24 protein-coding genes are annotated in these 26,949 nt (G+C 51.2%); 3 read left to right on the forward strand and 21 right to left on the reverse strand.

Going from position 1 to position 26,949, the window contains the following annotated elements; genetic code table 11:
• On the reverse strand, positions 1-957 hold the full coding sequence (locus PGL01S_RS24005; protein ID WP_127497110.1) for an AAA family ATPase: 957 nt from the start codon (positions 955-957) through the stop codon (positions 1-3).
• A gap of 269 nt (positions 958-1,226) precedes the next feature.
• Between PGL01S_RS24005 and mprF the strand changes: the two genes are divergently transcribed.
• Positions 1,227-3,866 carry a bifunctional lysylphosphatidylglycerol flippase/synthetase MprF gene (mprF, locus tag PGL01S_RS24010; RefSeq protein WP_164775578.1) on the forward strand — a complete coding sequence of 880 codons (2,640 nt, stop codon included), beginning with the start codon at positions 1,227-1,229 and terminating at the stop codon, positions 3,864-3,866.
• A gap of 58 nt (positions 3,867-3,924) precedes the next feature.
• Here mprF and spoVAE (PGL01S_RS24015) read toward each other — a convergent pair whose 3' ends face one another.
• The 7 genes from spoVAE (PGL01S_RS24015) to PGL01S_RS24045 form a co-directional block, all read right to left on the reverse strand.
• Positions 3,925-4,275, reverse strand: a complete 351-nt coding sequence (gene spoVAE, locus PGL01S_RS24015) for a stage V sporulation protein AE (protein WP_127497114.1) — start codon at positions 4,273-4,275, stop codon at positions 3,925-3,927.
• 6 nt (positions 4,276-4,281) lie between these two features.
• Complete coding sequence (gene spoVAD / locus PGL01S_RS24020; RefSeq protein ID WP_127497117.1) at positions 4,282-5,295, reverse strand: stage V sporulation protein AD; 1,014 nt, start codon at positions 5,293-5,295, stop codon at positions 4,282-4,284.
• A gap of 1 nt (position 5,296) precedes the next feature.
• Positions 5,297-5,791 (reverse strand): stage V sporulation protein AC, encoded by a 495-nt coding sequence (spoVAC, locus tag PGL01S_RS24025; RefSeq protein ID WP_015845600.1) that lies wholly within the window; start codon positions 5,789-5,791, stop codon positions 5,297-5,299.
• A 144-nt stretch (positions 5,792-5,935) separates the two neighbouring features.
• Positions 5,936-6,286 carry a stage V sporulation protein AE gene (gene spoVAE / locus PGL01S_RS24030; RefSeq protein ID WP_127497119.1) on the reverse strand — a complete coding sequence of 117 codons (351 nt, stop codon included), beginning with the start codon at positions 6,284-6,286 and terminating at the stop codon, positions 5,936-5,938.
• On the reverse strand, positions 6,283-7,302 hold the full coding sequence (gene spoVAD / locus PGL01S_RS24035) for a stage V sporulation protein AD (protein WP_127497122.1): 1,020 nt from the start codon (positions 7,300-7,302) through the stop codon (positions 6,283-6,285). The genes spoVAE (PGL01S_RS24030) and spoVAD (PGL01S_RS24035) overlap by 4 nt, the downstream gene beginning before the upstream one ends.
• Positions 7,303-7,304: 2 nt before the next feature.
• Positions 7,305-7,790: a stage V sporulation protein AC gene (gene spoVAC / locus PGL01S_RS24040; RefSeq protein ID WP_127497124.1), complete on the reverse strand. Its 486-nt coding sequence runs from the start codon at positions 7,788-7,790 to the stop codon at positions 7,305-7,307.
• Positions 7,791-7,817: 27 nt separating this feature from the next.
• Positions 7,818-8,678, reverse strand: a complete 861-nt coding sequence (locus PGL01S_RS24045; protein ID WP_127497126.1) for a DUF421 domain-containing protein — start codon at positions 8,676-8,678, stop codon at positions 7,818-7,820.
• Between the two features lie 187 nt (positions 8,679-8,865).
• On the opposite strand from PGL01S_RS24045, the gene PGL01S_RS24050 reads away from it, so the two are divergent.
• On the forward strand, positions 8,866-9,072 hold the full coding sequence (locus tag PGL01S_RS24050; protein ID WP_127497128.1) for a DUF1657 domain-containing protein: 207 nt from the start codon (positions 8,866-8,868) through the stop codon (positions 9,070-9,072).
• A gap of 213 nt (positions 9,073-9,285) precedes the next feature.
• On the opposite strand, the gene PGL01S_RS24055 is transcribed toward PGL01S_RS24050, so the two are convergent.
• From PGL01S_RS24055 to PGL01S_RS24115, 13 genes are all read right to left on the reverse strand, one after another.
• Positions 9,286-11,130 carry a DUF2264 domain-containing protein gene (locus PGL01S_RS24055; RefSeq protein WP_127497130.1) on the reverse strand — a complete coding sequence of 615 codons (1,845 nt, stop codon included), beginning with the start codon at positions 11,128-11,130 and terminating at the stop codon, positions 9,286-9,288.
• Positions 11,121-12,281 carry a glycoside hydrolase family protein gene (locus PGL01S_RS24060; protein WP_127497132.1) on the reverse strand — a complete coding sequence of 387 codons (1,161 nt, stop codon included), beginning with the start codon at positions 12,279-12,281 and terminating at the stop codon, positions 11,121-11,123. The genes PGL01S_RS24055 and PGL01S_RS24060 overlap by 10 nt, the downstream gene beginning before the upstream one ends.
• Positions 12,282-14,123: a heparinase II/III family protein gene (locus PGL01S_RS24065; RefSeq protein ID WP_127497134.1), complete on the reverse strand. Its 1,842-nt coding sequence runs from the start codon at positions 14,121-14,123 to the stop codon at positions 12,282-12,284. It abuts the gene before it with no gap.
• A 12-nt stretch (positions 14,124-14,135) separates the two neighbouring features.
• Positions 14,136-15,737, reverse strand: coding sequence for a helix-turn-helix domain-containing protein (locus PGL01S_RS24070; RefSeq protein WP_127497136.1), 1,602 nt, complete (start codon positions 15,735-15,737; stop codon positions 14,136-14,138).
• Complete coding sequence (locus tag PGL01S_RS24075; protein ID WP_127497138.1) at positions 15,730-17,547, reverse strand: sensor histidine kinase; 1,818 nt, start codon at positions 17,545-17,547, stop codon at positions 15,730-15,732. The genes PGL01S_RS24070 and PGL01S_RS24075 overlap by 8 nt, the downstream gene beginning before the upstream one ends.
• 72 nt (positions 17,548-17,619) lie before the next feature.
• Positions 17,620-19,035 (reverse strand): ABC transporter substrate-binding protein, encoded by a 1,416-nt coding sequence (locus PGL01S_RS24080; RefSeq protein WP_127497140.1) that lies wholly within the window; start codon positions 19,033-19,035, stop codon positions 17,620-17,622.
• Between the two features lie 140 nt (positions 19,036-19,175).
• The gene (locus PGL01S_RS24085) at positions 19,176-20,018 is read right to left on the reverse strand and encodes a carbohydrate ABC transporter permease (RefSeq protein WP_127497143.1); all 843 of its coding nucleotides are present in this window, start codon (positions 20,016-20,018) and stop codon (positions 19,176-19,178) included.
• Positions 20,019-20,036: 18 nt separating this feature from the next.
• The gene (locus tag PGL01S_RS24090; RefSeq protein ID WP_127497145.1) at positions 20,037-20,969 is read right to left on the reverse strand and encodes a carbohydrate ABC transporter permease; all 933 of its coding nucleotides are present in this window, start codon (positions 20,967-20,969) and stop codon (positions 20,037-20,039) included.
• A 446-nt stretch (positions 20,970-21,415) separates the two neighbouring features.
• The gene (locus tag PGL01S_RS24095; RefSeq protein WP_127497148.1) at positions 21,416-21,673 is read right to left on the reverse strand and encodes a hypothetical protein; all 258 of its coding nucleotides are present in this window, start codon (positions 21,671-21,673) and stop codon (positions 21,416-21,418) included.
• 85 nt (positions 21,674-21,758) lie between these two features.
• A complete protein-coding gene (locus PGL01S_RS24100; protein ID WP_127497150.1) occupies positions 21,759-22,304 on the reverse strand; it encodes a cyclase family protein in 546 nt (181 codons plus the stop codon).
• A gap of 18 nt (positions 22,305-22,322) precedes the next feature.
• Complete coding sequence (locus tag PGL01S_RS24105) at positions 22,323-23,192, reverse strand: AraC family transcriptional regulator (RefSeq protein ID WP_127497152.1); 870 nt, start codon at positions 23,190-23,192, stop codon at positions 22,323-22,325.
• A gap of 89 nt (positions 23,193-23,281) precedes the next feature.
• Positions 23,282-23,752 carry a GNAT family N-acetyltransferase gene (locus PGL01S_RS24110; RefSeq protein ID WP_127497154.1) on the reverse strand — a complete coding sequence of 157 codons (471 nt, stop codon included), beginning with the start codon at positions 23,750-23,752 and terminating at the stop codon, positions 23,282-23,284.
• A 34-nt stretch (positions 23,753-23,786) separates the two neighbouring features.
• The gene (locus PGL01S_RS24115; protein ID WP_127497156.1) at positions 23,787-24,332 is read right to left on the reverse strand and encodes an HAD-IIIA family hydrolase; all 546 of its coding nucleotides are present in this window, start codon (positions 24,330-24,332) and stop codon (positions 23,787-23,789) included.
• A 356-nt stretch (positions 24,333-24,688) separates the two neighbouring features.
• On the opposite strand from PGL01S_RS24115, the gene PGL01S_RS24120 reads away from it, so the two are divergent.
• On the forward strand, positions 24,689-26,893 hold the full coding sequence (locus tag PGL01S_RS24120) for an Ig-like domain-containing protein (protein ID WP_127497158.1): 2,205 nt from the start codon (positions 24,689-24,691) through the stop codon (positions 26,891-26,893).
• The last annotated feature ends 56 nt before the right edge of the window (positions 26,894-26,949 follow it).

Below are 26,949 nucleotides of genomic sequence, written 5' to 3' on the forward strand. Positions count from 1 at the left end.
TCACCGCTCCAGTCTTACGGGAACCTTTGTCTTCTCCAGAACCTCGGCGATAATATCTTCGCTCCGCAGACCGTTCATCCTTGCGTCCGTGTGAAGCAGCAGACGGTGGGAAAGAACATACGGCGCCAATTGCTTGATATCGTCCGGAGTGACAAACGTACGCTGGGCAAGGAACGCGCTGGCTTTCGCCGCGCGCGATAACGCTATTGCGGCACGCGGGCTTGCGCCAAGCAGGACATGGGGATGCGATCGCGTAGCACGTACAAGCTGAATCAAATAATTGCCGACCGCATCATCGATATGAACGGCTTGTACCTGGTGCTGGATTCGTTCGATATCTTCTATGGAAGTAATCTGCTCCAAGCGGTCCGACGGATGGCCTGACTCTCTTGCCAGAATCATCCGCTGCTCATCCGCTTCGTTCGGATAGCCTAACGTCAGCTTCATCATAAAGCGGTCAAGCTGGGCTTCCGGAAGGGAATACGTGCCTTCGAAATCGATGGGATTTTGCGTAGCGAGCAGGATAAAGGGGGCCGGGAGCATATAGGTATCGCCGTCAACGGTGACATGCCCCTCTTCCATGGCTTCCAGAAGGGCGGATTGCGTCTTTGTTGTCGCCCGGTTGATCTCGTCGGCGAGCAGGACGTTGGTCATGACCGGTCCCGGACGGAATATGAACTGCTCCTGCTTCGGATGATAAATCGACACGCCGGTAATATCGGTCGGGAGAAGGTCGGGATTGCATTGAATACGGCGGAATTGGCCGCCGATGGTTCTCGCCAGCGCTTTCACCAGCTGGGTTTTACCCGTGCCTGGAACATCCTCAAGTAATACGTGGCCGCCTGCAAGGACGGCTATCATTAAACGTTCAATTTCACTTTGTTTTCCGAGAATGCATTCATTTAAGCTATTTAGAATTAAGGAACATAATTGCATATCGGCAAGGCGTGTTTCCATGTACATACCTCCTGCGGAATATTGGATGCAAAAAATAAGGGGATTTAGTACCATTTTACAGCAGTACCTTCGCGTAGCACAAATGAACGAACTGCCGAAAAAAATTGGAGGATTCCACATAGCCCGACACCAGGGTCACCCTTCTGTAAGCAAAAAGTGGGAATCGGTAATCTCATATGATATATTGGCAATATCTTCACTTTTAGACGAACGAAGGAACGAAAAGGTTCTGTTCGCCGTAAAACATTCCTTTAAGAAGGTGCCATCGTTTGCTGACTCATCTATCCCGCTTTACTAACCGGTTCAAAAACGTATTCAAACTGCTGTTCCCCGTCGCCATTCTTCTCTTTCTGTATACGCAAACAAGCGGTTTCATCAAAGAGATCAAGCCGGCGGCGGCGCTCCGTCTGCTAAAGCATCTGCACTGGAGCGACCATATTCAGCTTGCCACCGTCTGTTTCCTGGCGGTAGCGGTCATGTCCGCGTATGACTTTATATTAGTCAGATGGAACCAGGCGCGAATGCCCTGGACTGCGGTGTTCAGAATAAGCTGGATCGCCAATTCCTTCAATAATGCCATGGGCTTCGCCGGTTTAACGGGAGCGGGACTGCGCATCACGCTGTATCGCAAATGGGGCATTCAAGGCCCAGCATGGCTGCGGTCGCTGGTCTACCAGTCCTTATCCGCCCTTACCGGATTGTCCATCCTCTCCATCTTGCTGCTTGTTGGCGTATGGAATGACCGAAGCCTTCTCGTGCATCATCTCTGGCTGTACCTGGCTATCATCCTGATCGCCGCGTATGTGGTGCCATTCGTTTTACTCGGCAGACTGCCCAAGCTCCGCAACCTGCTTGGGCTGACGGACAAGGAACAGGAAGATGATGCTTCCTTGACGAAGCCCCCGGCCCTTCGCATGATAACGGCATCTTTGGCGGAATGGCTGATGGCCGGACTTTCCTTCTGGCTGATCATCCACTTGATGCATCTGCCTATCGGATTCCGGGAAGCGATGAGCATTTTTGTCGTGGCCGCAGTTGCCGGCGTTGCGAGCTTTGTACCGAGCGGTCTCGGTTCCTTTGACGCGATCGTCCTGCTGGCATTCCAGCATCTCGGCTTATCCCCCGACCAGGGGCTGGCCGTGCTTGTGCTCTACCGGATCTTTTATTGCTTCCTTCCGTGGGCGATCGGGCTTGCGCTTGCGACAACGGAATGGATTCCGAATAAGGAAAGATGGAATCAAACGCAGGAGCAGGTTCTGAAGCCGGCAATCAAACGCTGGCATACGGTCTGGAATTGGCCTAGCCAAACGGCCGTCCTTAGCGATATTAGCACTTGGGCGCTGGCTGCTCTTGTATTCATAAGCGGCATCCTGCTATTGCTCTCATCCGCCACACCGGGCAGCTGGCACCGGATGCACCTGCTCGAGCAGTTCGTAACGCCTTTTACGATGAAGGGCTCCCATCAATTGGCTGTTCTTATAGGTTTATTAATGCTGATGGTTTCCGAGGGCATCCGTTTCCGCGTCAAGCGGGCTTATTTCCTGGCGATGATTCTGCTGATCGGCGGTACGTTCGCTTTGATTCTGAAGGGCTTTGAAATCGAGGAAGCGATCTTCCTTCTGTTCGTCTGCCTGCTCTTATGGCTGTCCAAAGACAGGTTCAACCGGAAAGAAGCGATCTTCACCTTGCGCAAAACAATTGCCTGGGCCGGCATCTCGCTTGTTGTCATGCTGCTGTACCTGTCTGTCGGAATATCCACCAACGAGCTTCCGCCCGGTGTGCTTCATCATGCCAAATGGCATGCCCGTTATACATTGAAGAACGAAGAGCTGCTGCGCGAAGGCATCATTGCACTCGCGGTCAGCTGGATTCTGCTGACGGTCCGGAGAATATTCGTGCCAAGCCTCCCACCTGCCCCTAAACCGGGGCCTCAGGATTGGGAAAGGCTGGAGCAGCTGCTCGCCAAGCATCCGGGCAATTTCCTGACCCATCTGCTGTATATGGGCGATAAAAGCTTTATGTGGACGCCCGACTACCAAGCGGTGCTCGCCTATGGCCGCACTGGCAAAACCCTTGTGGCACTCGGCGATCCGATTGGAGATCCTGCCTCCATCCGAAAGCTCGTGCGTCAATTCCGCGATTACGCGGATCATTACGCGGCGACAGCCGTCTTCTACCAGGTAAAAGCCGAAAACCTGCCGCTTTATCATGAATACGGCTACCGGTTCTTCAAGCTTGGAGAGGAAGCGATCGTCCCACTAGCCCAATTCCAGTTGTCCGGCCGGCGGAAGGCGGATTTGCGGGCGGCTTGCAACCGGTATGAACGGAACGGCTTTGCGTTTGATATCGTCAAGCCGCCATTCAGTACCATGCTGTTATCCGAGCTTAAGGCGGTATCCGACGAATGGCTGGATGGCGACAAGGAAAAGGGCTTCTCGCTGGGCACCTTCTCCGAATCTTATCTTGAGCTCGCTCCCATTGCCGTTCTGCGGGATAACGAGAACCGAGTCGCCGCATTTGCCAGCATTATGCCGGTGTACGATCGCAACAAATCCGTCTCCATTGACCTGATGCGCCATCGTGACGGTCTCAGCGGCGTTATGGATGTCCTGTTCGTTCATCTTCTGCAATGGGCGAAAGCTGAGGGCTACGAAATTTTCAATCTGGGGATGGCGCCCCTATCGAGCGTCGGGGAATCGGTCTATTCGTACCGGGGGGAACAGCTGGCGAGATGGGTATTCCTAAAAGGAGGCCACTTCTATGGATTCCAGGGTATCCGTCGCTTCAAGGACAAGTTCGACCCGGAATGGGAACCGCGTTATCTGGCCTTTCCTCAGAACAGCCTCTTCCTGAGACTTATCGTTCAAGTAACGAGAATGATCTCCCGCGGGACAGGAAACGGCAGATAAATATCGTACGGCAAAGAAAAAGCAGGCTTGTCCCAAATGCGGCAAGCCTGCTTTACCTTTATCCCTTCGGACGGACGACAAGCGCCGCCAGGAAGGAGAATATAATCGCCGCGGAAATACCGGCGCTTGTGACTTTGAATATTCCGGAGATGACGCCAATCCAGCCGGAATTTTGAAGCTCGGTCAACGCGCCGTGCACAAGCGCGTTGCCAAAGCTGGTAATCGGTACGGTTGCGCCCGCGCCGGCAAAGCTGACAAGCGGCTCATACCAGCCGAGACCGTCAATGATAGCCCCCGCCACAACAAGCGTAGCCATCGTATGTGCCGGAGTCAGCTTCACGACATCAAACAGCAGCTGGCCAATGACGCAAATTGCGCCTCCCACAATAAATGCCCATAGAAATTGCATGCTGCTCTACTCCTTTCCGCCGCTGATCGCAACGGCATGTGCAATGCAAGGAATGCTCTCCCCTTGTTGGAAGGAAAGCGGGGATAACAAGGCGCCAGTCGCAACGACAAGTACGCGCTTCAAGTCTCCCTTGGCGATTTTTTTGAGGATATGGCCGTAGGTTACGACGGCCGAGCAGCCGCAGCCGCTTCCTCCCGCCTGCACCTTCTGCTTCTCCACGTCAAAAACCATCAATCCGCAATCTTTGAATGTCGTTTCATCCATGGGAACCCCGTCACGGATGAGCAGCTCCTTGGCAAGCGGGTGCCCGACGCTGGCGAGATCTCCGGTTACAATCAGGTCGTAATCCTTGGGCGTGCGGCCCGTATCGTTAAAATGCGCCTGAATCGTATCCACGGCTGCGGGCGCCATAGCCGCTCCCATATTAAACGGATCTTTGACTCCCAGGTCGATAACCTTGCCGATCGTCGCATATTCAACGACCGGACCCTCGCCTGAGGCGGCAACAACAACGGCACCTGCGCCGGTAACGGTATACTGCGCGGTAGGCGGCTTCTGCGCGCCGTACTCCGTCGGATAGCGGAACTGCTTCTCCGCCGTGCAATTATGGCTGCAGGTCCCGGCAAGCACGTATTGTCCGGCACCCGAATCCACCATTAAGGAAGCTATCGCGAGCGACTCCATCGAGGTCGAACAAGCGCCAAACACGCCGAGATTAGGCACGCCCAGCGTTCTTGCCGCAAAGCTGTTGCTAATAATCTGATTCATCAGGTCGCCGCCGACGTAGAACTGCAGCTGATCCTTGGCGATCTTGGCATTGTTCAGGGCAAATTCCGAAGCCTGCTCCAGCAGCAGCCGTTCGGCTTTCTCCCAGCTTTTCTGCTGCATATCCAGCTCCGGATGCACGAGATCGAAATCTCCGGCCAGCGGTCCGTCCCCTTCGTCGGGACCGACAACGGTAGCCGCCCCGATAATGACCGGGCGGTTCTCAAACTTCCATGTTTGTTTTCCCTGCAGCATCTTAATGAGCACCACCCGTCCCAAAGATTAAATGGGCGATGCCGACGAAAAACGCCGCAACGGTACCGTACACGATAACGGAGCCGGCCAACTTGAACATATTTCCTCCTACGCCTAGCACCAGCCCTTCGCTGCGATGCTCAAGCGCGGCGGAGCACATGGAGTTGGCAAACCCGGTTACCGGCACGGCAGAGCCTGCTCCGGCAAACTGGGCGATTTTGTCATAAACCCCGATGCTCGTCAAAATGACCGAAATGATAATCAGCACGGCAACGGTTGGATTGCTGGCATCCTCAGGCTTCATATGCGCCAGATGGATAAAGAGCTGCTGAATAGCTTGTCCGAGCACACAGATGGCACCGCCGATAATAAACGCACGAATGCAATTGCCGAAAATCGAACGCGAAGGCTCGCGAGTTTTCGCAAAGGCTTGATATTCCTTCGGCGACATGGACATTTTGCGGTATTTTCCGCCTCCGGCGCTTTTTACTGCCATAACGTTACACTCCTTTTTTATGTACACATGGTAAGTACATTATTTGTCAACGGAAGAAAGGATATGTATCGGAGGGCGAAATGCCCCATCGGCAATAAAAAAACCTCCGCAGGGATTGCGGAGGTCTGTACGAGCTAAGTATGTTTAACCTTTCGGCTTAACGAACAAGGCGGCAATGAAGGAGAAGATAATCGCCGCGGATATCCCGGCGCTTGTCACCTTGAATATGCCGGTAATGATGCCAATCCAGCCTGTCTTCTGCATCTCGTCCAAGGCACCGTGAACCAGTGCATTGCCAAAGCTTGTAATCGGAATCGATGCGCCGGCGCCCGCAAATTTGATCAGGGGATCATAGATGCCAACACCGTCCCCAATCGCGCCCAGCACAACAAGGAGAGTCATTGTATGAGCAGGCGTCAGCTTAAAGACGTCAAAGCAGATTTGGCCGATCACGCATATCGCGCCGCCTACAAGAAAAGCCCACAAGAAAATCATAGCTTCCTCACCTCGTTCTCAATGGAAACCGCATGCGCGATACACGGTATCGTCTCTCCTTGCTGGAAGGAGATCGGCGATAAAAGAGCTCCTGTCGCTACGACGAGAATGCGGTTCAGCTCCTTTTCACGCATTCGCCGGAGCAGATGGCCGTAGGTAACGGTTGCCGAACAGCCGGCGCCGCTGGCGCCTGCTTGCACCTGCTGCTTCTCATAGTCATAAATCATCATGCCGCAATCCTTATAGACGGTTTGATGAATGGGGAATTTATGTTTTTCGAACAATTCATTTGCAATCGCATAACCAACCTTGGATAAATCCCCCGTCACAATCAGATCATAATAACCGGGCTCCATGCGAAAATCGCGGAAATGCGCCAGTATCGTATCCACTGCAGCCGGTGCCATAGCCGCCCCCATATTAAACGGGTCGCTGATGCCCATATCCACGACGCGCCCAATGGTAGCTGACGTAACATACGGACCGTCGCCTTGCTGAGTCAACACGCAGGTTCCCGCTCCCGTTACGGAGAATTGAGCAGTCGGCGGCTTCTGGGAGCCGTATTCCGTCGGGTAACGGAACTGCTTCTCGGCGGTAGCATTATGGCTGCAGGCGCTGGACATGACGTATTTAGCCGACCGGGAATTGATCAGATTAGCCGCGATGGCAAGGCTTTCCATGGAAGTCGAACAGGCGCCAAACACGCCGAGATACGGAATTTGCAGCGTTCTTGCGGCGAACGTGGAGCTGATGATCTGGTTCATCAGATCTCCGCCCACCAGAAAGTTGATGGATTCTTTCGTTATTTTGGCCTTCTCGATGGCCAGATTCGCCGCTTCCTCGAGCAAAGTCCGTTCCGCCTTCTCCCAGCTGTCTTGTCCAAGGCGGAGATCGCCGTGGACAATATCGAAATCATGCGCCAGCGGGCCTAGTCCTTCAAACGGTCCGACGATAGCAGCCGTCCCGGCAATGACGGGATGATTCTCAAAAAGCCAGCTTTGATGGCCTTTCAGCATGATTAATGTCCTCCCCCAACCGCATGAGGATTAAAGATCAGGTGAACCAGACCTACAACAAAAGCCGCAACGACGCCAAATACGATAACGGGACCCGCGATCTTGAACATTTTACCGCCTACGCCAAGAACAAGTCCTTCGCTCCGGTGCTCGATGGCCGCCGACGACATTGTATTGGCGAAGCCTGTAACGGGTACGGCCGAGCCGGCCCCCGCCCATTGAGCGATTTTGTCGTAAACGCCAAGGCTTGTAAGGATAACCGACAGAATGATCATGATCGCTACCGTCGGATTGCTGGCCTTCTTCTCGTCAAAGCCTGCCCAATGAACAAACATCTCCTGCACGGCTTGACCAATAATGCAAATGATACCGCCCACCAGAAAAGCCTTCAGGCAATTGATGAATACGGGCCGCTTGGGCTCGTGTTTTTTGGCTAACTCCTGATATTCCCGCTGAACCGGCGTAAATTTCTTCTTATTGCTCGACATGTTCCCCTTACCTCCTGACTACTGTAGTTAATGATGCAGCAGAGGCTTCATTTCCTTTAATACTTGCCGCATTTCCTGCGCACACCGTTCATACATATGCTTGGCCTCTTTATTTTTCGTCGAGAGACCAAACAACTCCAAATCCGCTTCGATTTTCTTCAATAAGGCATACAGCTCGGCCTTAAGCTGCGGCTGCGGAACTTTAATATGGTCATCGTAAAGGTCAACGTACAGCTGACGGTATGCGTCAACCTGCGCGATATAGACATTCTCGAGCGTTACGCCGATCGTCTCGAGCTCGGTTGCAAGCCATCTCCGATTAAGGCCAACGGTCGAGAGCGGCTCGTCCATGATTTTGCCGTCCATGATAACCGTCTGAGGTTCATGTTCCGGCGCAACCTTAATGCCGAGATGCGCAGGAGTAATAGGCTGGTTCTCCCGCGTCAGCAGCACGCTGATATCTCCGCTTGGCTCCATAATGGCGAATTCGACATCCGCAACGCGGAAGACATCCTTCTTGCGCAGCTGCTCCAGAAGCTCATCGGAAGTCAACCGTTCTTTCTTCAGGTTGTCTTCCAGCACTTTGCCGCCCTTAATCAGTACGGTAGCTTTGCTATCGATAAGATCGCGGACTTTCTTGCTCTTCAGTTGCATAAATTCAATGCCAATGGAAATCGCCACCCACACGCCAAGCGAGATCAGGCCCAAATACCAGGTTGCCTCAAGATCAAGCGATACATATGCAGCCAGGTTGCCGATCGAGATACCGGTAATGTACTCAAAAAACGAAAGCTGGGATATTTGCCGTTTACCCACTAACTTTGTAAGCAGGAACAGGACAAATATCGACAGTAAGGTGCGTAGAGTAACCTCTAACCAGTCCTGCACAATTCTTTTCCCCCTGTCGCTTGTTTCTACGTTTAGATTATTTGTCAAAAGGCAGATCCCAACACGAATAACCATTTTCCACAGCAGGAAAATGGTTCAGGTCCAATTTCTATTATTTCCCATGAATGCCAGAAGACAAAGGCTGACATATTAGTTTTGTTGTCAAGTTCTTAAGGAGGTGTTGGATATGACCGTAGCATCCGATGTAAAAACATGCGTTGCCTCTTTAAAGAGCGCGCAGGCAAGCCTGGAGCAATTTGCTCTGTCCACTGAAAACAAGGCTGCGAAGCAAATGTTCGAGCAGGCGGCACAACAAACGCAAACCATCGTCGATCAAGTGGCCAGCCGCGTAAAAGAGCTGGAAAACGAAGAGCCGCAGTACGTAGGGTTTTAATAAAAAATGGCCGTGCGATTTAAACGCACGGCCATTTTTCTTATTTAATTAAAAGCAGAAAAACAATAAGATCACAAGAAGCACGTAAAGGACAAGAACAAAGGTCGTAATCGAAGGCTGACGGCCGCTTGATGCTGCAACGCTTTTCATTGGCATTCCCCCAGTAGGCTTCTGCCATTATCGTATGCGGCTTGGGCGTCAGCGGTTCATGCCCTAAAGACTGATGATGATTTCTTTGCCGGAAGGACTAACCGCCCGGATCCGATCATCCTGCACGGACAGCTGGATTGACTGCTGCCATTGCTCAGGCAGAGCCTCTTCCAATGCGGCCGGCTCTCCGTAGACTGCGGCAATCAGAATATGCGTCCCCGGCTGAAGCTTTGCCTGAAGCGTAGGAATAGCCGTTCGCGGATGCATCAGGTTGGTATTGGACTGGGCTTGAACAAGCTCGGCCCGCTCATAACCCCGAATGCCCGAGATGCCGCTGCCGCCAAAGCCGGTCCGGCCGATCAAGCTGCAGGGTTGCTTATTGACTCCAAGCGTTGCGTCAAGCGGAAGAGCAAAGCCCCCTTCAGCCGCATCCAGCCCTCTTGCGGTCTCGATCCGGTGAATCCTTAAGTGCCAAGGCAATCCGGCGATCAGATAAGTCGTCACCGTGACATCCCGCCACGGCTTCCAGACAGAGATAAGGATGTCGCCATCGATGCTGGTCTCTTCGTTTTTCCGGCGAACGCGATACAGGTTATCTTCCTCGCTTAAGGCAAGCATGGAGTCGTAAGCTCCTTGGGACAACCCCCACTCCGCACGCGGCACGCTGAAACCGAAGGATGCGGAATAAACAAACTTCTCGTATTTCGCCGAGGTATGAGTATGCTCGTTGGTTCCGGGATGTCCCGCGTTAAACGCCGCAACATGGTCGCGTTCGCTATGCCTGCAGACAACAAGATGAGGGGCCTGCTGCGCCGAAATAGCCGGCAGCTCCGGCAGCGGAAGCTCCTCTGCCTGCCAGAACGGATGCTCTTCCGGCAATGCGAGCGGCAGAAAGGCTTTAAACGCCCAATAGACGGATCCAGGGGCATTATAATTTTCGGCCATAATCAGATTGGGATAGCTGTATCCAACCGTTAATACGCCATCGGGCGAGAAAATCGGCTGACTGAGCCACCAACGCAGATGGCGCAAATACAATCCTTTGACAACGCCAAGCTCAAACGGCAGCATATCGGCAAAAGCATACGCTCCCCACAAAGCTCCCTGCGCGAATCGGTAAGTCAAGCTGCGCCCGTAAGGAAGCGCCCTGCCATCCTCGGCGAACCAGTTCACGAACTGCCCGGCGAACGAGATACTGCGTTCTTCGAAGCGAGCTGCACGTTCGGGATCCTCTTCCTTCATCAGTGCCGAATAGAGAAGTCCGCAGTAATGAAAAGCCAAGGGCACGTAATAGTCGCTATGACCGTTTACTCCGTCTTCGTACCAGCCATCCTTCAGATAAAACTGTTCCAGCCGGTTCAGGTTCGCCTCAAGCTGATCCTTCGCGTAAGGAAGACCAAGCTTATGGAAGCCTACGTTAACAAGGACATGGAAGAACAGCCAATTGCAATCATGAGCCCGGCGGCTGTTAATTTGATTCAGCCAATTATAGAAGTGCTGCTTCGCCTCTGCGCCAAGCGGCTCCCACAAACGGTCAGGGGCAATAGCTAACGCAAGGCCAAGCGAAGCCATCTCCACCAGGCGCTGATCGTGATCGGCAACCTCGCCCCAATACTCCTCATGCTCGGGATTGGTGCCGTTTGTTATTCCTTTCAACACCAGCTGCAGCAGCTCTTCATCAGCCTTAACAGAGCCAGCCGCAAGCGGGGCCAGCCCCCAGACAATACGGGAGAAGCCTTCCATCCCCGCTACTTCCGGAGCTTGGCCGGCGCCGGATCCGTTCAGCTCCAGTCGTGCTCCACCGGCTGAATAATAAGGCAGGAGCGGCTTGGTGAGCTGGCTGAATGCCTGCTCCAGGTCTGCTTTGTTGCGTAGCGGATTCGAAGCAATCGGCACGCTTACTCCCATGGAATCGTGACGCCCCCTTTAAGACGAGCAAGACCCTCCACAAAGAAATAGTCGCCGTATATAAGCGGCACATCCATATTTTTGCGTTCCGGATAATGGCTCGTGCCATGCAAGATAAGCCCTTCTTCCTCTTCCTCGCCAAACGAGCCGTAGTTCTCGTATAACGATTTCAGAATCCGCTCTCCCGCGCTTCGATAGCTGGATGCCTCCGCCGATGGCACAAGCTCGGCCAGCAGCAGCAAGCCGCAAGCCGCGCATGCCCCGGCTGAAGAATCGCGAAGCCATTTCGTGTCCTCCGGCGCGCGGAAATCCCATACCGGTACGCTGTCCTCAGGCAATTGGGACAGGAAGAAATGCGTTACTTGCTTGGCTGCATCCAGAAGGTCCTTGCGGCCCGTATGCTTGGCGGCCAAGGTCAATCCATAGACCGCCCAAGCTGTGCCGCGCGACCAAGCGGATTCCGGTCCATAGCCTTGACCGCCAATAAATTCGGCAACCTCGCCGGTCCTAGAATCAAACCGCACAATGTGACGGACCGAGCCGTCGGTACGGATAAAATGATTCAATACGGTACCCATATGAGCTTCGGCAACATGACTGTATCTCGGGTCGCCCGTCTCGCGTGATGCCCATTGCAGGAGAGGAACGTTCATCGCGCAGTCGATAATCGCCCAGCCGCTGTTGTCTTCCCCTTCACTCCAAGGGTTCCAGGCACGGATGAAATTGCCCTTCAGGTTAAAGCGGCCCATCAAATAGTTCGCTGCCTTCAGCGCTCTTCGGCGGGACTCTTCGCCGCCATTCAGCTTATAATTGATCACGCTGGTCAGAATCCACATAAAGCCGATATCGTGGTCGAGCCGGTCATAACCGTCCAGCACCTCGTCCAGCTTCAGCTCGCATTCTTCCGCAATCCTGCGGAAAGGAAGGCCGGCATTCGCTTCGCCTTCATGCAATAACCACAACAGTCCCGGCCAGAAGCCTGCCGTCCACCAATGCGGGGCTTCAAGCACATATTGGCCGCCTTGGCTCGCATGAGGGAATTCCGCACCGATGCGGGCGCTTGTCCGCAATACCTTTTGCACCGTTTGTTCCCAAGCTTCCTTTACCCATGATGCGGTTCCGAGCTGGTTAGCAGCCATTGTATTTGTCATTTAAGATTCCACCTGTTCCTGAAATTTGAAGTTTAATTTAACCGTCTTTTCAAGGGACGCTTCCTCTTTCGAAATAAGATAAATGCGATAATAGCTTTCTTCCTGACCCGAATGATTGGAATACGTTCGTTCTATAATGGAGACTTCCAGGCTTTGAGGTTCAAAGGACAATACAACCGAATGCCGGCTGCCATTCAAGACAATCTGGCCTTCCGACCGCACGAATGGCGGGCATTGGCTGACGATAACCTCCGTAATGGTCCCGCCTTCTTTGTCGAATCGGAAGGTGTCCGTTAACTCAAGCTCGGGAAGTCCGGTTTTATGCCAGACAAATTCGCGCTCAAACGTTGCAAGTCCGCTGCCCGGGTAACAGGCTGCAAGCTCCAGCATGAGCCGGTCCTCCGATTCGCCCTGCTCTACCCATTCAACGGAAGCCTTGCTCTCGGCGCCAACAGCCTGAAGCTGCCCGTTCACAATCGGCAAGGAATGTCCTTGCGCCCCCGTACAGTCGTATTCGTACCGGCCTTCCCCAAAGTATTGCGCCGTATATTCCCCGCTCCCGAGATCCACGGCAAACGCCGGATCGTCTTCCGCAATCAGAATGAAATGGCCCACGTCATTATGATTATGCGGTTCATCGTTATGTCCACCCTTGGCCGCAAAGCCAAAGCTGCCGGAAGCATGGCTTACCCGCGAAATCAGCCACTGGGCATCCGCCAAATACCAGCTTCCGCTTGGCCAGTCCGATTGTCTCGGAGCTTGCGGCTTGAACCAGAGCAAATTGCGCAAAGCATGGGCGAAGCGGCTGCAATGATCATCGGTAAAGCCCGCCCGTATCGACAATGGGGCAAAGCTCACTTCTTCAACGTTAGAAGCCAGATAATCGGACAAGCCGATGTTTACGCTTACATGTGAAGACGCATCCGAGAAGTTGGCCGGCCGGTTCCCTGCGAGATAAGCTTTTTGCTGGAATCCGGCGATGTTCCGTACATGCCTTGAATCAAGCAAATCCGCCCTTCCGGCGGTGGCGCGCTTCAGCAGATCGGCGAAATAAACGAAATAACCAAAACCGTAATTCCAATAACCCGGACCTTCCGCGCAAGCTCCGTCTTCCCCAAAGCCGGATAAATAATGATTCATCGTTCCGATTGCCCGGTGAAGGATAGCCGCTCTTCGCTCTTTGTCGATGCCTAGCAAAAGGGCTGTTGCCCCAATCGACCCCGCGCATACCGCCGCCCAGTTATGATCGGCTGTCTCCCAATGATAGGGAGGAAATCGATCATCCAGATAAGGGGCAAATATTCTTCGCTCGATCTGTACCCGAATGTCCTCCCGCAGCGCGGAAGGAAGCGATTGTTCCGTAATCGTCAGAATCTCAGCCAACGCAAATCCGGTTTCGGATGCAAAAAGATCAATATGGCGGTCAACCGAATTCCCTCTCATATGAGCCGGCAAGCACCAAGTCATCTCCTCCAGAACCGCCTCAATCGTATCGATCAGGGCCTGGCGATATTCCGCTGAATCGGGGAAAAGGCAATGCAGCAGCGCAAAGGAAGTAAGCCGGCTCCTGCGTTCGAAATACAGTCCTTCGTAAATAAGGCGGTTCCCGTTCGTCTCGAACAGATCGTATATGTCCCGGGACAGAACGGGAATTGGACGGTCAAGCAGGCGTTCCCCCTCTTCCCGAATCTCCCCAATCATGTCCGAGTAAGCCGGGGATTCCGCTATCCCTCTCCAGTCCGCTTTGTTCCCGGAGTACGTATATACATCGCTGGCCGCCGCTGACTGATCCGTCAGCCATCCTTCCAGCACTTCCTTCGGCCAATCGTAATTCGTCCGCAAGTTTCTCTCCTCCTAACCGCGATATTCGGTTGGCGTTAAGCCCGTCTGCGCTTTGAACGTCTTGATGAAATAGCTCTGGTTGTCGTAGCCGAGCATTTCGCAAATTTCGCTTACGTAATAATTCGTTTGATCGAGCAATTCCTTTGCCCGTTCAATCTTCTGGTCGGTGACATATTCAATAAAGGTCAGGCCGGTCTCCTTCTTGAAGAACCGGCTGAAATAGCTTGGATTCATATGCAGATGAGCCGCTACTTCCTCCAGCGAAATTCGTTTGCCCAGATTCATCGACACATACTTGCAGGCTTCCGATACTTCTCGGCGTTTGCTCACCGGCAAGGCTTCTTCTCTCGCTGCGATGTAAGACTGAAGCTGCGTGTGGAACCACTCGAACAGCCCCCGCAGAGAATCGAAATAAACGATTTCCTTGTGCAGCTTCTCTGCGGTTAAGGTCTGGGAGGCAAACAGCATGGCATGCAGCTTGAGCCGCATATCGATAAGCAGCTTCAGCACCCAATCCCTTACTTCCTCGGAAGCGTATTGCTCCTTGCGGATATGCGCCTCCCATTTGCCGGCAAGCGCTCTGATTTTATCGCTGTCCTTCGCCATAATCGCTTCGCGAATTTCCGCGGCTGCCTGGTCGTACATCGCAAGAAGCCCGGAGGAAGGCTGGGTGCCCTTCTGCCATTTGGCGGTTTCCCCTTTGGACAAATAGAACCGCTGTTCATCGGCTTTCAGCAAGTTGCACAAGGCCTGCTTCAGCAGCTGCGGATTGTCGCAGCCCGTTCCAATCAGGAAGGCCATCTGAATCTTCAGCACCTGACCAAGCGTCCGCTGCACGGTTTGAATGCTAGCCTGTACCTGATCGTAAACGTTTTGCTTGAGACCCGGCTTAAAAGAGAAGAGCAGCAAGGATTGCCGGCTGCTGTAACCGATATGCACGACGCGCAGCGGCAGTTCCGCCAGCAATTCCTCCATCACGTTGCTGATCGCGAAATGCAGCGTCTGATCCGAATCGAACCGGTTTTTGATCAGATTATAATTTTCCATAAAGCCGGCTACGGGAAGACAAAGCTCGCCGGGCTGGAACAACCCGTAGGAGCCGAAATCGCGCTGCCATTGCTCCGCGGAAATTAGCGGCTGCTGGACAAATTCGCGGAACAGCTTCTCCTTGCGCAAATCCTCGGTTTCGCTGACCATCCGCTTCATTTTGTTTTGCTCGGATAACATTTGGCGTTCGCCGTCGAAGCCTTCCTTAAACTTCTGCAGCAGCCCAATCAATTCCTCCGGATCCAATTGATCCTTAAGCAAGTAATCCTGAACATCCAGCCGCATTGCCTGCTGAGCATACTGGAATTCGCTATGGCAGGAGAGGATGACAATCCTCACCGAAGGATTTAATTTTTTTACCCTTTGCGCGAGTTCCAGACCGTCCATCTTCGGCATCCCGATATCGGTCACGAGAATATCCGGAATTTCCTCCTGCACATGCTCCCATGCCGCAAGTCCGTTCTCATGCTTGCCGGATAAAACAAGACCAAGCTCCTTCCAATCCACTACTTCCGATAACAGCTCGATTACCGGATAATCATCATCCACTAGCATCACTTTATACATGAGGACGCCCCTCCTCCCGAATAGGGATATGCATCATAATGCGTGTTCCTTGTTCGCTCTCGACGGTAATATGAAAGGCATCTCCAAACATAATCCGCATACGCTCCGCGACGTTCGCCACGCCGATTCCTGACATTCCTGGTCCTGTTGAACGCCCGGTTTCTTGAAGTTCTTCCGTCCCTGATCCCGCAGCCGTTAGGCGCGCTCTCAACCGTTCCAATTGCTCAACATCCATTCCAACTCCGTCATCTTCCACCGATAGCTCAAGGAAGTGATCCTTTCTCTCTGCCGCAATCCGGATCGTTCCGGCACTTTGGTTAAAGCCGTGTATTAAAGCGTTCTCCACCAGCGGCTGCAAAATAAACCGCGGGACCCGAATATCGAAGGAGGTTACATCCGCATCCACCTGCAGCCGTGCTTCCTCCTTCTGCCGCAGATTCATCAGCTCGACGTAATGCGTCAGCAGTTCGATTTCCTCATGCAGCATAATCGCGTCTTCATCCCGGCTGATCGTCATTCGCAGCAGCTTGGACAAAGAGGCAATCATCTTGGCACTGTCCTGGTCGCCGCTCCGCATCACTTTCATCCGGATCGAATTCAGCACGTTAAACAGAAAATGCGGATTAATCTGAGCCTGCAGCATCGCAAGCTCTGCCTTGCGCTTGCGCGCTTGGGTGAGCGATACTTCCGTAATCATTTCTTTAATGCGGTCGAGCATTTGGTCGAACAGAAAACCCAATCTGCCGATCTCGTCGGCGCCGCGTATACTGGATCGAACCTCCAGATTGCCCCGCTGGACGCTTGAAGCTACCTTCCCCAGCTTGATCAGCGGCTTTGTCAGCTGTCTCATCAAAAGGAGCAGCACCACGAGAAAGGCGATAAACGATACGATCTGGAATAAAAAGACCCGGTTAAAAATCGAGCTGATGTTCACGATCGCATCCTGATAAGGCTCCGTTGCCACCAGATGCCAGTCATTAAAGGAAAGATCAGCCGTTGTCAGCAGCAGCTTCTTATCCTCATCCTTAATAATGGAGGACGCGACGCGGGGATCCCTCTCCGCCATCTGCTTGCTGTATTCGAACTTCCCGTTCACTTGCTCCAGCTGGGGCGATGACAAAATCTTGCCGTCGCCGTCTACAAGGACAACCTCCTGACTGCCCGTCAGGCTGCCCAGGATCTTGCTGAACTTATTCTCCATCATCGTCACGATGACGTATCCGTAAATCCGGGTGCTGTCGAACCGGAGTGTTCTTGCAACCGAGATCTGATACGGACTGCTTATGCGGTCGTAAGGAAAAATCGTCGGAGAAGTACTCACCCAATAAGACTGCAGCCCCGTCAGCTGCTTGAGGCTGTTGAACCAAGACTCCTTCTGGAAAGTAAGCGGATCCATTTCATCCTTGGAATAGTTCGTAAAGGTCTCTCCGTTGGTGAGAATAATGGTGATGTAGCTCTTCTCCCCTATATAAGTCAACGTCTCAAGCTGCTGCATAATCCGGCTCGTTGCCGTAAACTTCTCGTACGGATCCAAATCCGTATTCAGCATCTTGATAAAGCTTGCTTTCATATCCGCGTTTGCCTGCAAATAATTCGCCGTGTTGAGCATGCCTTGAAACAGATTATTGATCGAGCCGTTAACGAGCTGCATGGAATCCGTGGCATTTTCCTTCGCCTGGCGTTCTACGGCTTCACGGGTTAGCGAGTTATAGATCAGCATCGTTAGAACGGCGGGTATGAGAATACATATAACCGCTACTAAAGAAAGCTTCCCTCGAATGGAATGAAAATAAGACCTGATGCGGTACATCGCGTGAAGTCCCCCTTAGATAGAAAAGGGGGACAGTAACTCCCGTCCCCTTTGGATATTTATTATACCTTATTATTTTTTGTTCGCCGCAATAATTTCGTCCACGCGTTTCTTGGAGTTGGCAACGGTCGTATCGACGTCTTGGTTGCCAAGAATCAGCTTCTCGTACTCCTCGTTGATCGCTTTGTACACTTCGGCTTGGTAAGAAGCAGGAGCGATAATTTCCGTTGCTTTCGAGTTCACGAGCGTGTTCACCAGGCTGTCTTTGTCGACAAGCTCAGGGTTCTTCGTGCCGGCAAGAATCGTATCGATAATGCCCGCTACCTGATCGTTGCTTACGCCGTTCCAAGCCGGAATGTTTTTGCCTTGTACGACTTGGCCTTCGGTTGTGTACCAGCGAACGAATTTATAAGCTTCTTCCTTGTTCTTGGAGCTTTCCGATACCGCTACGTAATCCGTCGTAACCGGCGTAATGCCGGATTGGTCGCTGGCGTTGTTTTTCGGGAATGGCGCAACCGCCACATGGAACGTCAGAGGCAACGTATCCGTACCGCCGATTTCCGTATTCATCCAGGAGCCGATTGTCAGCATGCTTGCCGATTGGTTGAAGAATTGGTTCCGGTAAGCCAGCTTTTGCGAGATCATATCCGAGTAAGGAACGGAGGACTTATCCTCTTTCTCCATTTTTACGCGAAGCTCAAGCGTCTTCTTGAAGTTAGGATCATCCAGGTTGGACGTGCCGTCCGCTTTCAGGAATTCGGATCCGGTTGGCTGGTTCTCCATCATCAGCTTCAGGTACTCCATCCAGCCGCCGTTTTGCGGACCGTGGAAGTAGGTGCCGTAGCGTTTGGTCGCGCCTTCGCCTTTGGTAAGCTTTTTCGCGTAGTCCGCGTAATCGTCCCAAGTCCAATCCGTCGGAACCGCAAGTCCCGCTTCGTCCAAATTGTCCTTGTTCAGAAGAACGTACCAAGGATTGAATTTGCCCGGCAGCGAGTACACCTTGCCGTTCAGATGCGTGTCAACCTTGTAGTCCTCTTCTACCTTGTAGCCGTCTTTCGCGAGGAAGTCGTCAAGCGGAGCTGCCATGCCAAGCGCTACGCGCTGCGCGTAACCCGCCGCGTCGCTAAACATCATCACGTCGATTTGCTCGCCGGATGCTACGGCAAGATCGAGCTTTTTCATCGATTCCTGCGTGTCGCCTTTTTCGCTCAGCTGTACAAGCTCAACAGTTACGTTCGGGTTCTTCTCATGGTAAGCATCGAGTGTTGCTTTCCAGTTGTAAGCTTGCTCCGTGCCGTACGTGTAGAGGCGGAGTTTGACCGGATCTCCGCTAGCACTGCCGCCAGCGCTCGTGCTTGCTTCCGTCGAAGGAGCCGCGCTTGCGTTCTTGTTGCCCGAATCACCGTTGTTGTTGGAGTTTCCGCAGCCTGCGAGAACTCCTGTAAGCAGTAAACTAATCGCCAATCCCGATGCCCATCTCTTTTTCATTTCTAAATACCCCTCTCTGAAATGCAAGGTTATAGGATGTTGATAGTTTTCATTATAGTGAGCGGCAATCCGGTAAGGATGAAACTATCTTTACCTAAATTGCAACAAATTCGACTTTCTTGCTAACGCTTTCATGACGGTTACCCTTTTACGCCGCCTAATGCGATACCCTCGATAACGCTTTTTTGACCGATGATGAAGATGATAAGGAGCGGCAGGATCGCCGATACGGCAGCCGCCATGATTAGCGAGTAGAACTCGCCGCTGAGCGACGTGAACTTCTGCATAGCCAGCGGAATCGTGAACAACCGGTCCGTGCGAAGGAAGATCAGCGGGTTCTGGTAATCGTTCCAGGTCCAGATAAAACGAAGAATCGCGTAGGTTGCAACGGCCGGCTTCACCAGCGGGAAGGCGATGCTCCAGTAGATCCGGAAATGGTTGGCCCCGTCTATTTTAGCAGATTCGATAAACTCCTGGTGAATCCCCATAAAGAACTGACGCAGCATAAAAGTTCCCAATACGCTGAAGCTGCTAAGGATAATCAAGCCCCAATGGCTGTCGAACAAGCCGATTTGACGGTATAGGATAAATTGAGGAATCAGAATCGCCTGGCTTGGCACCATGTAAGTCGCAAGCACGATCAGGAATACGAAGTTGCTGCCCTTGAACTTGATCTTCGAGAAGCCGTAGGCGGCAAGCGACGAGAACAACGCCGAAATACAGGTCGTGATGACTGCGATTTTGATGGAATTCAAATAATATTTCCAGAAGGGATAGTCCCCTACCCATACTTCCTTATAGTTCTCGATGGCGTGCCAGTGGCGCGGAATCCATTCGATCGGATAAACAAAGACGTCCTTCTCGATCTTGAACGAAGTAACCAGCATCCAGATGAACGGAAGCAGGAACAAGATGCTGACGGCAAACATAAGGACGGTAAGAACGCCTTTGCGCCAGTTGAAAGCTGTGTTAGATGTCTCCATGAGGTTGGTCTCCTTCCGTTAGTAATTAACCCATTTTTTCTGCGCAAACCATTGTCCGAACGTAATAAGTAGGACGAAGATAAAGAGCATAACAGCGATCGATGAAGCATAACCGACTTTCAGATTCACGAAGGCCGTATCGTACAAATACCATACCATCAGCGATGTGGAGCCGATTGGTCCGCCTTGCGTCATAACCGCGATAATGTCGAATACTTTAAAAGTCGAGATGATGCCGGTTACAAGCAGGAAGAAGGAGGTTGGCGACAGCAGCGGGAACGTAATTCGCGCGAACTTGATCCAGCCGTTCGCCCCGTCGATATCGGCGGCTTCGTACAAATCCTTAGGAATCGACTGCAGACCCGCGATGTAAATAATCATGTTGAAGCCAATCGATGTCCATACGACAATCATCATGATGGAGGCTAGCGCGAAATGCGGATCCGCAATCCACTTCGGCGGGTTGCTGACTCCGAGCGTATGCAGAATCTGATTGATCGGGCCGTAAGACGGCTGGAACAAGACCTGCCACACGATCGCTACGGCAACGATGCTGGAAATGTAAGGCATGAAGTAAGCGACCTTGAAGTAGCTTTTCAAGTAAACATGGCGGTCAATGATAACGGCGAGCACCATGGAAATGAGCATATAGATTGGTACGGCTAGCAGGAAGACAAAGTTATTGCGAACCGAGCGGATGAACTGATCGTCATGGAACAGCTTCTTGAAATTGCCGAAGCCCACCCAATCAATCCCTTTCCAGCCCTGAACAAAGTTCCAGTCGGCGAAGCTTAGCACGATTGTCGCAACAATCGGAAGAAGAACGAGAATACATACGCCAATGAGCATCGGGCTCACGAACAGCCATCCGGCCAGTGTCTCTCCGCTTTGCAGCGAGCGTACTTTTTTCGGCTTCTCCAGCTTACCCATCACTTGCGGTGAAGTCTCCATCTTAAGCACCTCGAATTTCTTAGTATAGTAGGAAGTAGTGAAGTTGTTTTTATTATAGAGAATGAGAAAGCGCGACCTATGCCGTTATTTTTACTTTTTTCTAGTTAGAATTGACTTCTTGGCTGGAGAGTCGCTGAACGTTGCGTTTTTGGGGGGCGCCGGGGATCAGGGGTAGGCTTGGGGATTCTAACGAAACGTGGTAACGTTATTCGGCGAAAAACAGCGGTTTCGCTGATCTAACGAAACTGCATATCGCTATTGATGCGTTTCGAGGCTAAACACAGGGCAAAGGCTGGGAATAACGATGCGTAGTTTCGTTAGAAATAGAAAGTCTCCTATTCGGGGCGAATAGCGATACGTAGTTTCGTTAGAAAAAGAGGCTGCCCCATGATTGGGCAGCCTCGGGCTGTTTTATAGGGGAAACTCTTAATATCCCGATAGATGATCTAGCTTCGGTCCTTTACAATCGGCATACTGCCTTTATAACCGCAAACGGGACAAGTAACGATCCGTTCGTTGAGTACTCCCGTTTTTAAGGCAAACGCGAAATCCTTTTTGGATAACTTAAATGAACTACGGCATGCCGGGCAGACAAAATGCGTGGTTTTGGTAAGGAAATCGATGTACTTGTAGACTAACAAAAAGGTTAAAACCAGCAGGACAGCGATTTGAATCAGGATGACAACCGGATTATCTTGATTCATTCTATTTCCCTTCCTTTATTGAATATTAACTTCAGAATACCACAGGTTAGTCTGTCCAGCCTTTCTAAACAAAGAGGAGCTGTCCTTATGACAGCCCCTTCTTCTCTCCCGATTCTATTACAGCAACTGCCCGAACCGGCGACCCGTCGCCGCCCACAATCCGCAGCGGAAACCCGTAAAACATAAAATCACTATCAACGGGAAGACGATCCAGTCCCTGCAGCCCCGTATAAGTTATGATGTTAATCCCGAGCAATGCCCGCTCCAATTCTTCCGTCAATTCACCGCCAACAAACGGGGGCCGCAGAGAGGCAAGGCGTTCAAAACAATCCAATCCTGCCGGCTCGCAGAAAAATAACCCTCGCTTTTCCGGCCACGCCGAGTCTCCAACCCGAACTAAACGCGAGGCTCCAAAAAAGCGTTCCAACGACAGCTCATCCAAGGTGGCGCCACCAGCATGCATATGAGATGGAGCATCCACGTGTGTTCCGGAGTGGCTGCCCATGGAGAGATGCCGTAATTCCCAGGTGTGACTCTCATAAGTATGTGCAATCTTGACACGGACCTCCGGATCGCCGGGATATACGGGCATACCATCTTCTATTGGGATAGATAAATCAATGACTTTCACCGTTGCTGATTGCTCCTTTTAGCTGATTTTAACGATCGGTATCCATATCTCTACATCTATTTCTTCGGTAAATACCTGTTTCTCCAAGCCCACCTCTATGTCTGGCCCTACCTGAATCATTGGCCCTTCAGCTTGCTCGTAGCCGGAGGAAGGAAACCATTCTCCGTAAATACGATGCCACTTTTCCTTCTCCCAAGGAACCTTTACCTCAAATATAACCCAAGTCATAGCCGGTACAATCAAATGAGACAAGTTCTCTGGGCATTGTTCAGTGGAAGCAACCGCCATGTAATAATCAAACTCACGTTGTATGCGTACCCCTTCCGAGAAACTCACATGCACGATCCCGAATGGTTCAACATTATTTAACGACCTAAGCCGGGTATACGTTTTATTATCCGTGGACTTCCATACCTGCTCTACGCCTGGGTGTTCCCCATGATCAATTGCCACAACCCGGTTACTTACTCCAATTAGCTGCAATGCTTCCTTTTGCTCGATTCGGTATCTCATTGGCTCACTGCCTCCTATCGATATTCGGAAGGTCATTGGAGGATATGAGGTTAATGAGCGGTTAGTCATTCTCGCTTCCGTTGGCGTGATGCCATGTAGATTGTGAAAGGCCCGCGTAAAAGAGTCCGGCGAATGGTAACCGTATTTTACAGCGATGTCGATTACTTTAACGGTTTTGTCCTGCAAATCCAGCGCCGCATGCGTCAGACGTCTGCGACGGATATATTCTTGTAGCGGTATACCTGCCAAATAAGCAAACATTCGCTTAAAGTGATACACGGAACAAAAAGCACGCTTTGCGATCTCTTGCTCATCAATCTCGTTTTCAAGATTTTGTTCGATATAGTCTAACGCTCCGTTTAAATGCTCCAGCATATTTCGCTATGACCTCCCTTCCTCTTTAGAATAACAGGAGTATGTTGCTAGCATCCGACAGTTCCAGTTCAACTTCTGCAGGATGGGCTTCAGAAAAAAGACATGTACACATCCTTGCCTTGGATTAACGTAAATCCAAGTTGATTATATAAAGCACGAGCTGGTGCATTATCTTCATCTGTTTCGAGCTGCAGTCGTGCTGCATTTTTGGATGCGGCTAAATCAATAGCGTATTGTAAAAGTCTCTTGCCTACACCTTTTTTTCTATGCTTGGATGATGTATATAAAGCTTCAATACGCAATACGGGATAGCCTTTGCTGATTGAAAAACTCCATGAAAGGACGATGAAACCAAGGAATTCATGTTCTTGCGTTGCCACAAAACAAAAGGCAGAGTCGTCATGAAGAAGCCTGATCAGGATTTGATCACATTGTTCGAGCAATTCCGGTGAGGGTTCGATTTCATCTATCCCGTTAGAGGAGGAATTCAAGTAACCGGCTAATAAAAATTTCACATCTGGAATATGAGATCTATCCAATGATAAAACTTCTAATTTCAAATCAGACCTCCTCCAATCTCCATTAATTGATCCTTTATTTTAACAGCCAGTTAACAGCATCTAATAGATTTTCAGCCACATAGTCGGGGGTTGCTTCAAGCCATTCTCCAAAAAATTGGTTGGATTGAAATTTCGATAAATCCTTTTCACCGGAGCCTGTTGTCACTAATACTTTCACGCATCCTGCTCTATGGGCAGCAATCATGTCTGTCCACCTATCGCCAATTACAGCGCAATTCCCCAGCTCCAGACCATATTCTCGCGCCGCCTGAATAAGTAATCCGGGTGAAGGTTTTCGGCATGAACACCCTTCTACATGTTGATGCGGGCATATGTATACTTCATCAAAACCAAAAGAATAAAGTTCGTTCCGAAAATCCGTAATCGAACCCTCTCCACGCGATATTCCAGGTTGATTCGTAAACGAGTATATTCGTACTCCGGCGTTTTTGAGCGTATCCAGAGACTCTTTTGTATAAGAGAATAATTGAAATGCACCTGGATAGGTTACTTCATCCGTACCTCCAATCGTCCCGTCTCTATCTATGAAAACAGCTTGTAATTTATTGAATAACGGCAAACTACTACCACCTCATTCATTCACTTATTGTTCTATTACGTAGTATTCGGAAAGCGGAAAACTAATCCTGCCTTCCAGGTAAGAATAGCTGACGGATTTTCACTTTAACGAGTCAACAATCAAAATGTTTCCATATTCCTGCAACTAAAGTTACTCACTTTTCGTTAAGAGACTTATAGCAAAATACCAAATATTTCTGTGTGCATATTCAGTTCTCCATAAGGCAGAAGCCGGCCATCGGTTTCTTCTTTATGTTTATATATAGTAAATTTAACGGTTAGGGTTTATTTTTTCCTCTCCAATACCGTTAACAAAAGAGAGCAAGAAACATTTTCCAAGGAAAGGGAAGGGAATTAGTGAAGGAAAACATCAGAGGAATTCTGTCGTTCAAGCTGGTCCGTGGCTGGCTCGCAGCCGTACTTGCCATGACGCTTGTCATGACTAGTCTTGATGGAGTCGCGCAGGCGGCGACGACGGATACCGTGACAGGCATCGAGTGGAGCTACGCGGAGTCGGATTACAATCCAAGCACATCATCGCTGGAAATGTACGTCGAAGACGGCACTGTTGACCTTACCGTGCTTGCATCCATTTCTGGCGCAACATCCAAAAAAGACGTAACGACCGAGGTAACTTGGAAATCATCCAACAGCTCTATAGTCAAAGTTGATAAAGGCGTGTTAAGCGGTATTGGAAAAGGTACAGCCACCATCACCGCTACCTATAAAGGGTTCTCCTTATCGATCAAAGCGACTTCGGATTACGTATACAACCAGGTTACCATTATGCAAAACGGACAAGCAGCTCCCGCTGCCTTAACCGATGTGCTTCTTGGGCAATCGCTTGTCTTTACGCTTGACGGAGACGGCGAGAACGTTACCGACGATGCGACGTGGACTACCTCCAGTTCGTCCATCGCTACCGTCGATGATGGCCGCATCACGCTTGTTGGTGCCGGCACGGTTACGATCACGGCGAAATACAAAGGCAAGTCGGACTCTATTAAACTGACGATCTCGTCGCCTTACAAATCAATCACAATTACTCCGGAAGCGGCTAACGATCTGTTGGAGCTTGAAATTGGCGGCGATGATTACAAGCTGGAAGCAGACGCCGTACTGAAATCCGATGAAGCCTCGGATGTAACAAGCGACGCCAAATGGACAAGCGCTAACACCAAGATCCTTACGGTGAACAAAGGCGTCCTCTCTGCCGTCAGCGCAGGCAAAACAACCGTCACAGTCTCCTATCTAGGAGTATCCGATACGCTGACGGTTGTCGTCCGTACGCCTTACCAGTCCATCAAGATTGCTCCGGAGAAGGAATTCCATATGCAATTGCAGGACGCTCCTCTTCAGATCAAAGCAGAGGTGCTTAGCAATTCGAACGTCACTTCGGACATCACAACGGTAGGCACATGGACGTCTTCCGATATTACTATCGCTACCGTGGATCAAGGCAAAGTCATTCCGAAAGCGGTTGGCACGACCAAGATTACCGTGGCCTACCGAGGCGTTAGCCGCAGTATCGATGTGACGGTATACCCGAGCATTACTAAGCTGAAAGCTGAAAAAACGTCAATCGACGGCTATAAAGGGATCGAAGGCGAGCTTCCGAAAGTAACGGCAACCACATTCGACGGCTCCAGCGTTGATGTCTCGAAGCTGGTGAAATGGACCGTTGCGGACGATGAAATTGCCGAGCTTAAGGATGGCGTCTGGACAGCCAAGCAGCTTGGCGAGACGACCTTCACGGGAACCGTGCAGGATCTGAAGGCCACGGTAAAGCTTGTTGTGCATTTGAAGCCTATCAAGCTCTTAGCCGAAGCTAAAGACATGAGTATTATTTTGGGCAAAGAAACGAATCTTCCAAACGTTAAGGTCGTTTACGAGGATGGTACGGAAGCCGATATTTCCGAAGCAATCGAATGGAATACGACGTCCGACAATATCGTTTTGCTGGAAAAGACGTTAAAAGGTCTTGAAGCGTCAAACGTAACCTTAACAGGCAGTTATCTGAGCAAATCCGTCTCGGTTCGCATTAAGATCGAAGACGAAATCGTAAAGATGGTTGTGGAGCCAACGAAGCTTGAGCTGAATCCGGGACGATCCAAGGCTGTTAAAGTCACGGGATATTACAAGGACGGCAAAAAGGTTTCCATCGGTACCAAAATGAACTGGGTTACTGCGAACGAAAATGTTGCCACGGTAAACGGTTCATCCTCCGTTAAGGCGATTGATGTCGGAACTACAAAAGTAACGGGCAAATACCAAGGCAAAACGGTCGAAGTTCCCGTTTCGGTTACGCCAAAGCTGAAATCGCTGCAGCTCTCCAGTAAATCCGCGCAGATGTCGGCGGGCGACACTCTGACGATCAGCGTGCAAGCCATCTACTATACAGGAAACCCGGTGAACGCGACGAGCAGCGCAACATGGACTTCCTCCAACACGTCCATCGCAACCGTTAAGGACGGCAAAATTACAGCCGTACGCAAAGGCAGCGCAACAATCAAAGCGGCCTTCGGCGGTAAAACAGCCTCCATTCGCGTCTCCGTGAAGTAACCGCGTTTCTTTAAATCGAAAAAACCTGCTTACGGCTTTTGAAGCTGCTGAGCAGG

It is taken from the genome of Paenibacillus glycanilyticus NBRC 16618, assembly GCF_004000805.1.
In the GTDB taxonomy this organism is placed as follows: domain Bacteria; phylum Bacillota; class Bacilli; order Paenibacillales; family Paenibacillaceae; genus Pristimantibacillus; species Pristimantibacillus glycanilyticus.

Coding starts and splice junctions, on each gene's coding strand:
- PGL01S_RS24090 (WP_127497145.1), bottom strand. CDS start 20,969: ATGGAGACTTCACCGCAAGTGATGGGTAAGCTGGAGAAGCCGAAAAAA.
- spoVAE (WP_127497119.1), bottom strand. CDS start 6,286: ATGATTTTCTTGTGGGCTTTTCTTGTAGGCGGCGCGATATGCGTGATC.
- PGL01S_RS24055 (WP_127497130.1), bottom strand. CDS start 11,130: ATGGGAGTAAGCGTGCCGATTGCTTCGAATCCGCTACGCAACAAAGCA.
- PGL01S_RS24105 (WP_127497152.1), bottom strand. CDS start 23,192: ATGCTGGAGCATTTAAACGGAGCGTTAGACTATATCGAACAAAATCTT.
- PGL01S_RS24075 (WP_127497138.1), bottom strand. CDS start 17,547: ATGTACCGCATCAGGTCTTATTTTCATTCCATTCGAGGGAAGCTTTCT.
- spoVAD (WP_127497117.1), bottom strand. CDS start 5,295: ATGCTGCAGGGAAAACAAACATGGAAGTTTGAGAACCGCCCGGTCATT.
- PGL01S_RS24085 (WP_127497143.1), bottom strand. CDS start 20,018: ATGGAGACATCTAACACAGCTTTCAACTGGCGCAAAGGCGTTCTTACC.
- PGL01S_RS24095 (WP_127497148.1), bottom strand. CDS start 21,673: ATGAATCAAGATAATCCGGTTGTCATCCTGATTCAAATCGCTGTCCTG.
- spoVAE (WP_127497114.1), bottom strand. CDS start 4,275: ATGCAATTTCTATGGGCATTTATTGTGGGAGGCGCAATTTGCGTCATT.
- spoVAD (WP_127497122.1), bottom strand. CDS start 7,302: ATGCTGAAAGGCCATCAAAGCTGGCTTTTTGAGAATCATCCCGTCATT.
- spoVAC (WP_127497124.1), bottom strand. CDS start 7,790: ATGTCGAGCAATAAGAAGAAATTTACGCCGGTTCAGCGGGAATATCAG.
- PGL01S_RS24070 (WP_127497136.1), bottom strand. CDS start 15,737: ATGTATAAAGTGATGCTAGTGGATGATGATTATCCGGTAATCGAGCTG.
- PGL01S_RS24050 (WP_127497128.1), top strand. CDS start 8,866: ATGACCGTAGCATCCGATGTAAAAACATGCGTTGCCTCTTTAAAGAGC.
- spoVAC (WP_015845600.1), bottom strand. CDS start 5,791: ATGGCAGTAAAAAGCGCCGGAGGCGGAAAATACCGCAAAATGTCCATG.
- PGL01S_RS24080 (WP_127497140.1), bottom strand. CDS start 19,035: ATGAAAAAGAGATGGGCATCGGGATTGGCGATTAGTTTACTGCTTACA.
- PGL01S_RS24060 (WP_127497132.1), bottom strand. CDS start 12,281: ATGACAAATACAATGGCTGCTAACCAGCTCGGAACCGCATCATGGGTA.
- PGL01S_RS24005 (WP_127497110.1), bottom strand. CDS start 957: ATGGAAACACGCCTTGCCGATATGCAATTATGTTCCTTAATTCTAAAT.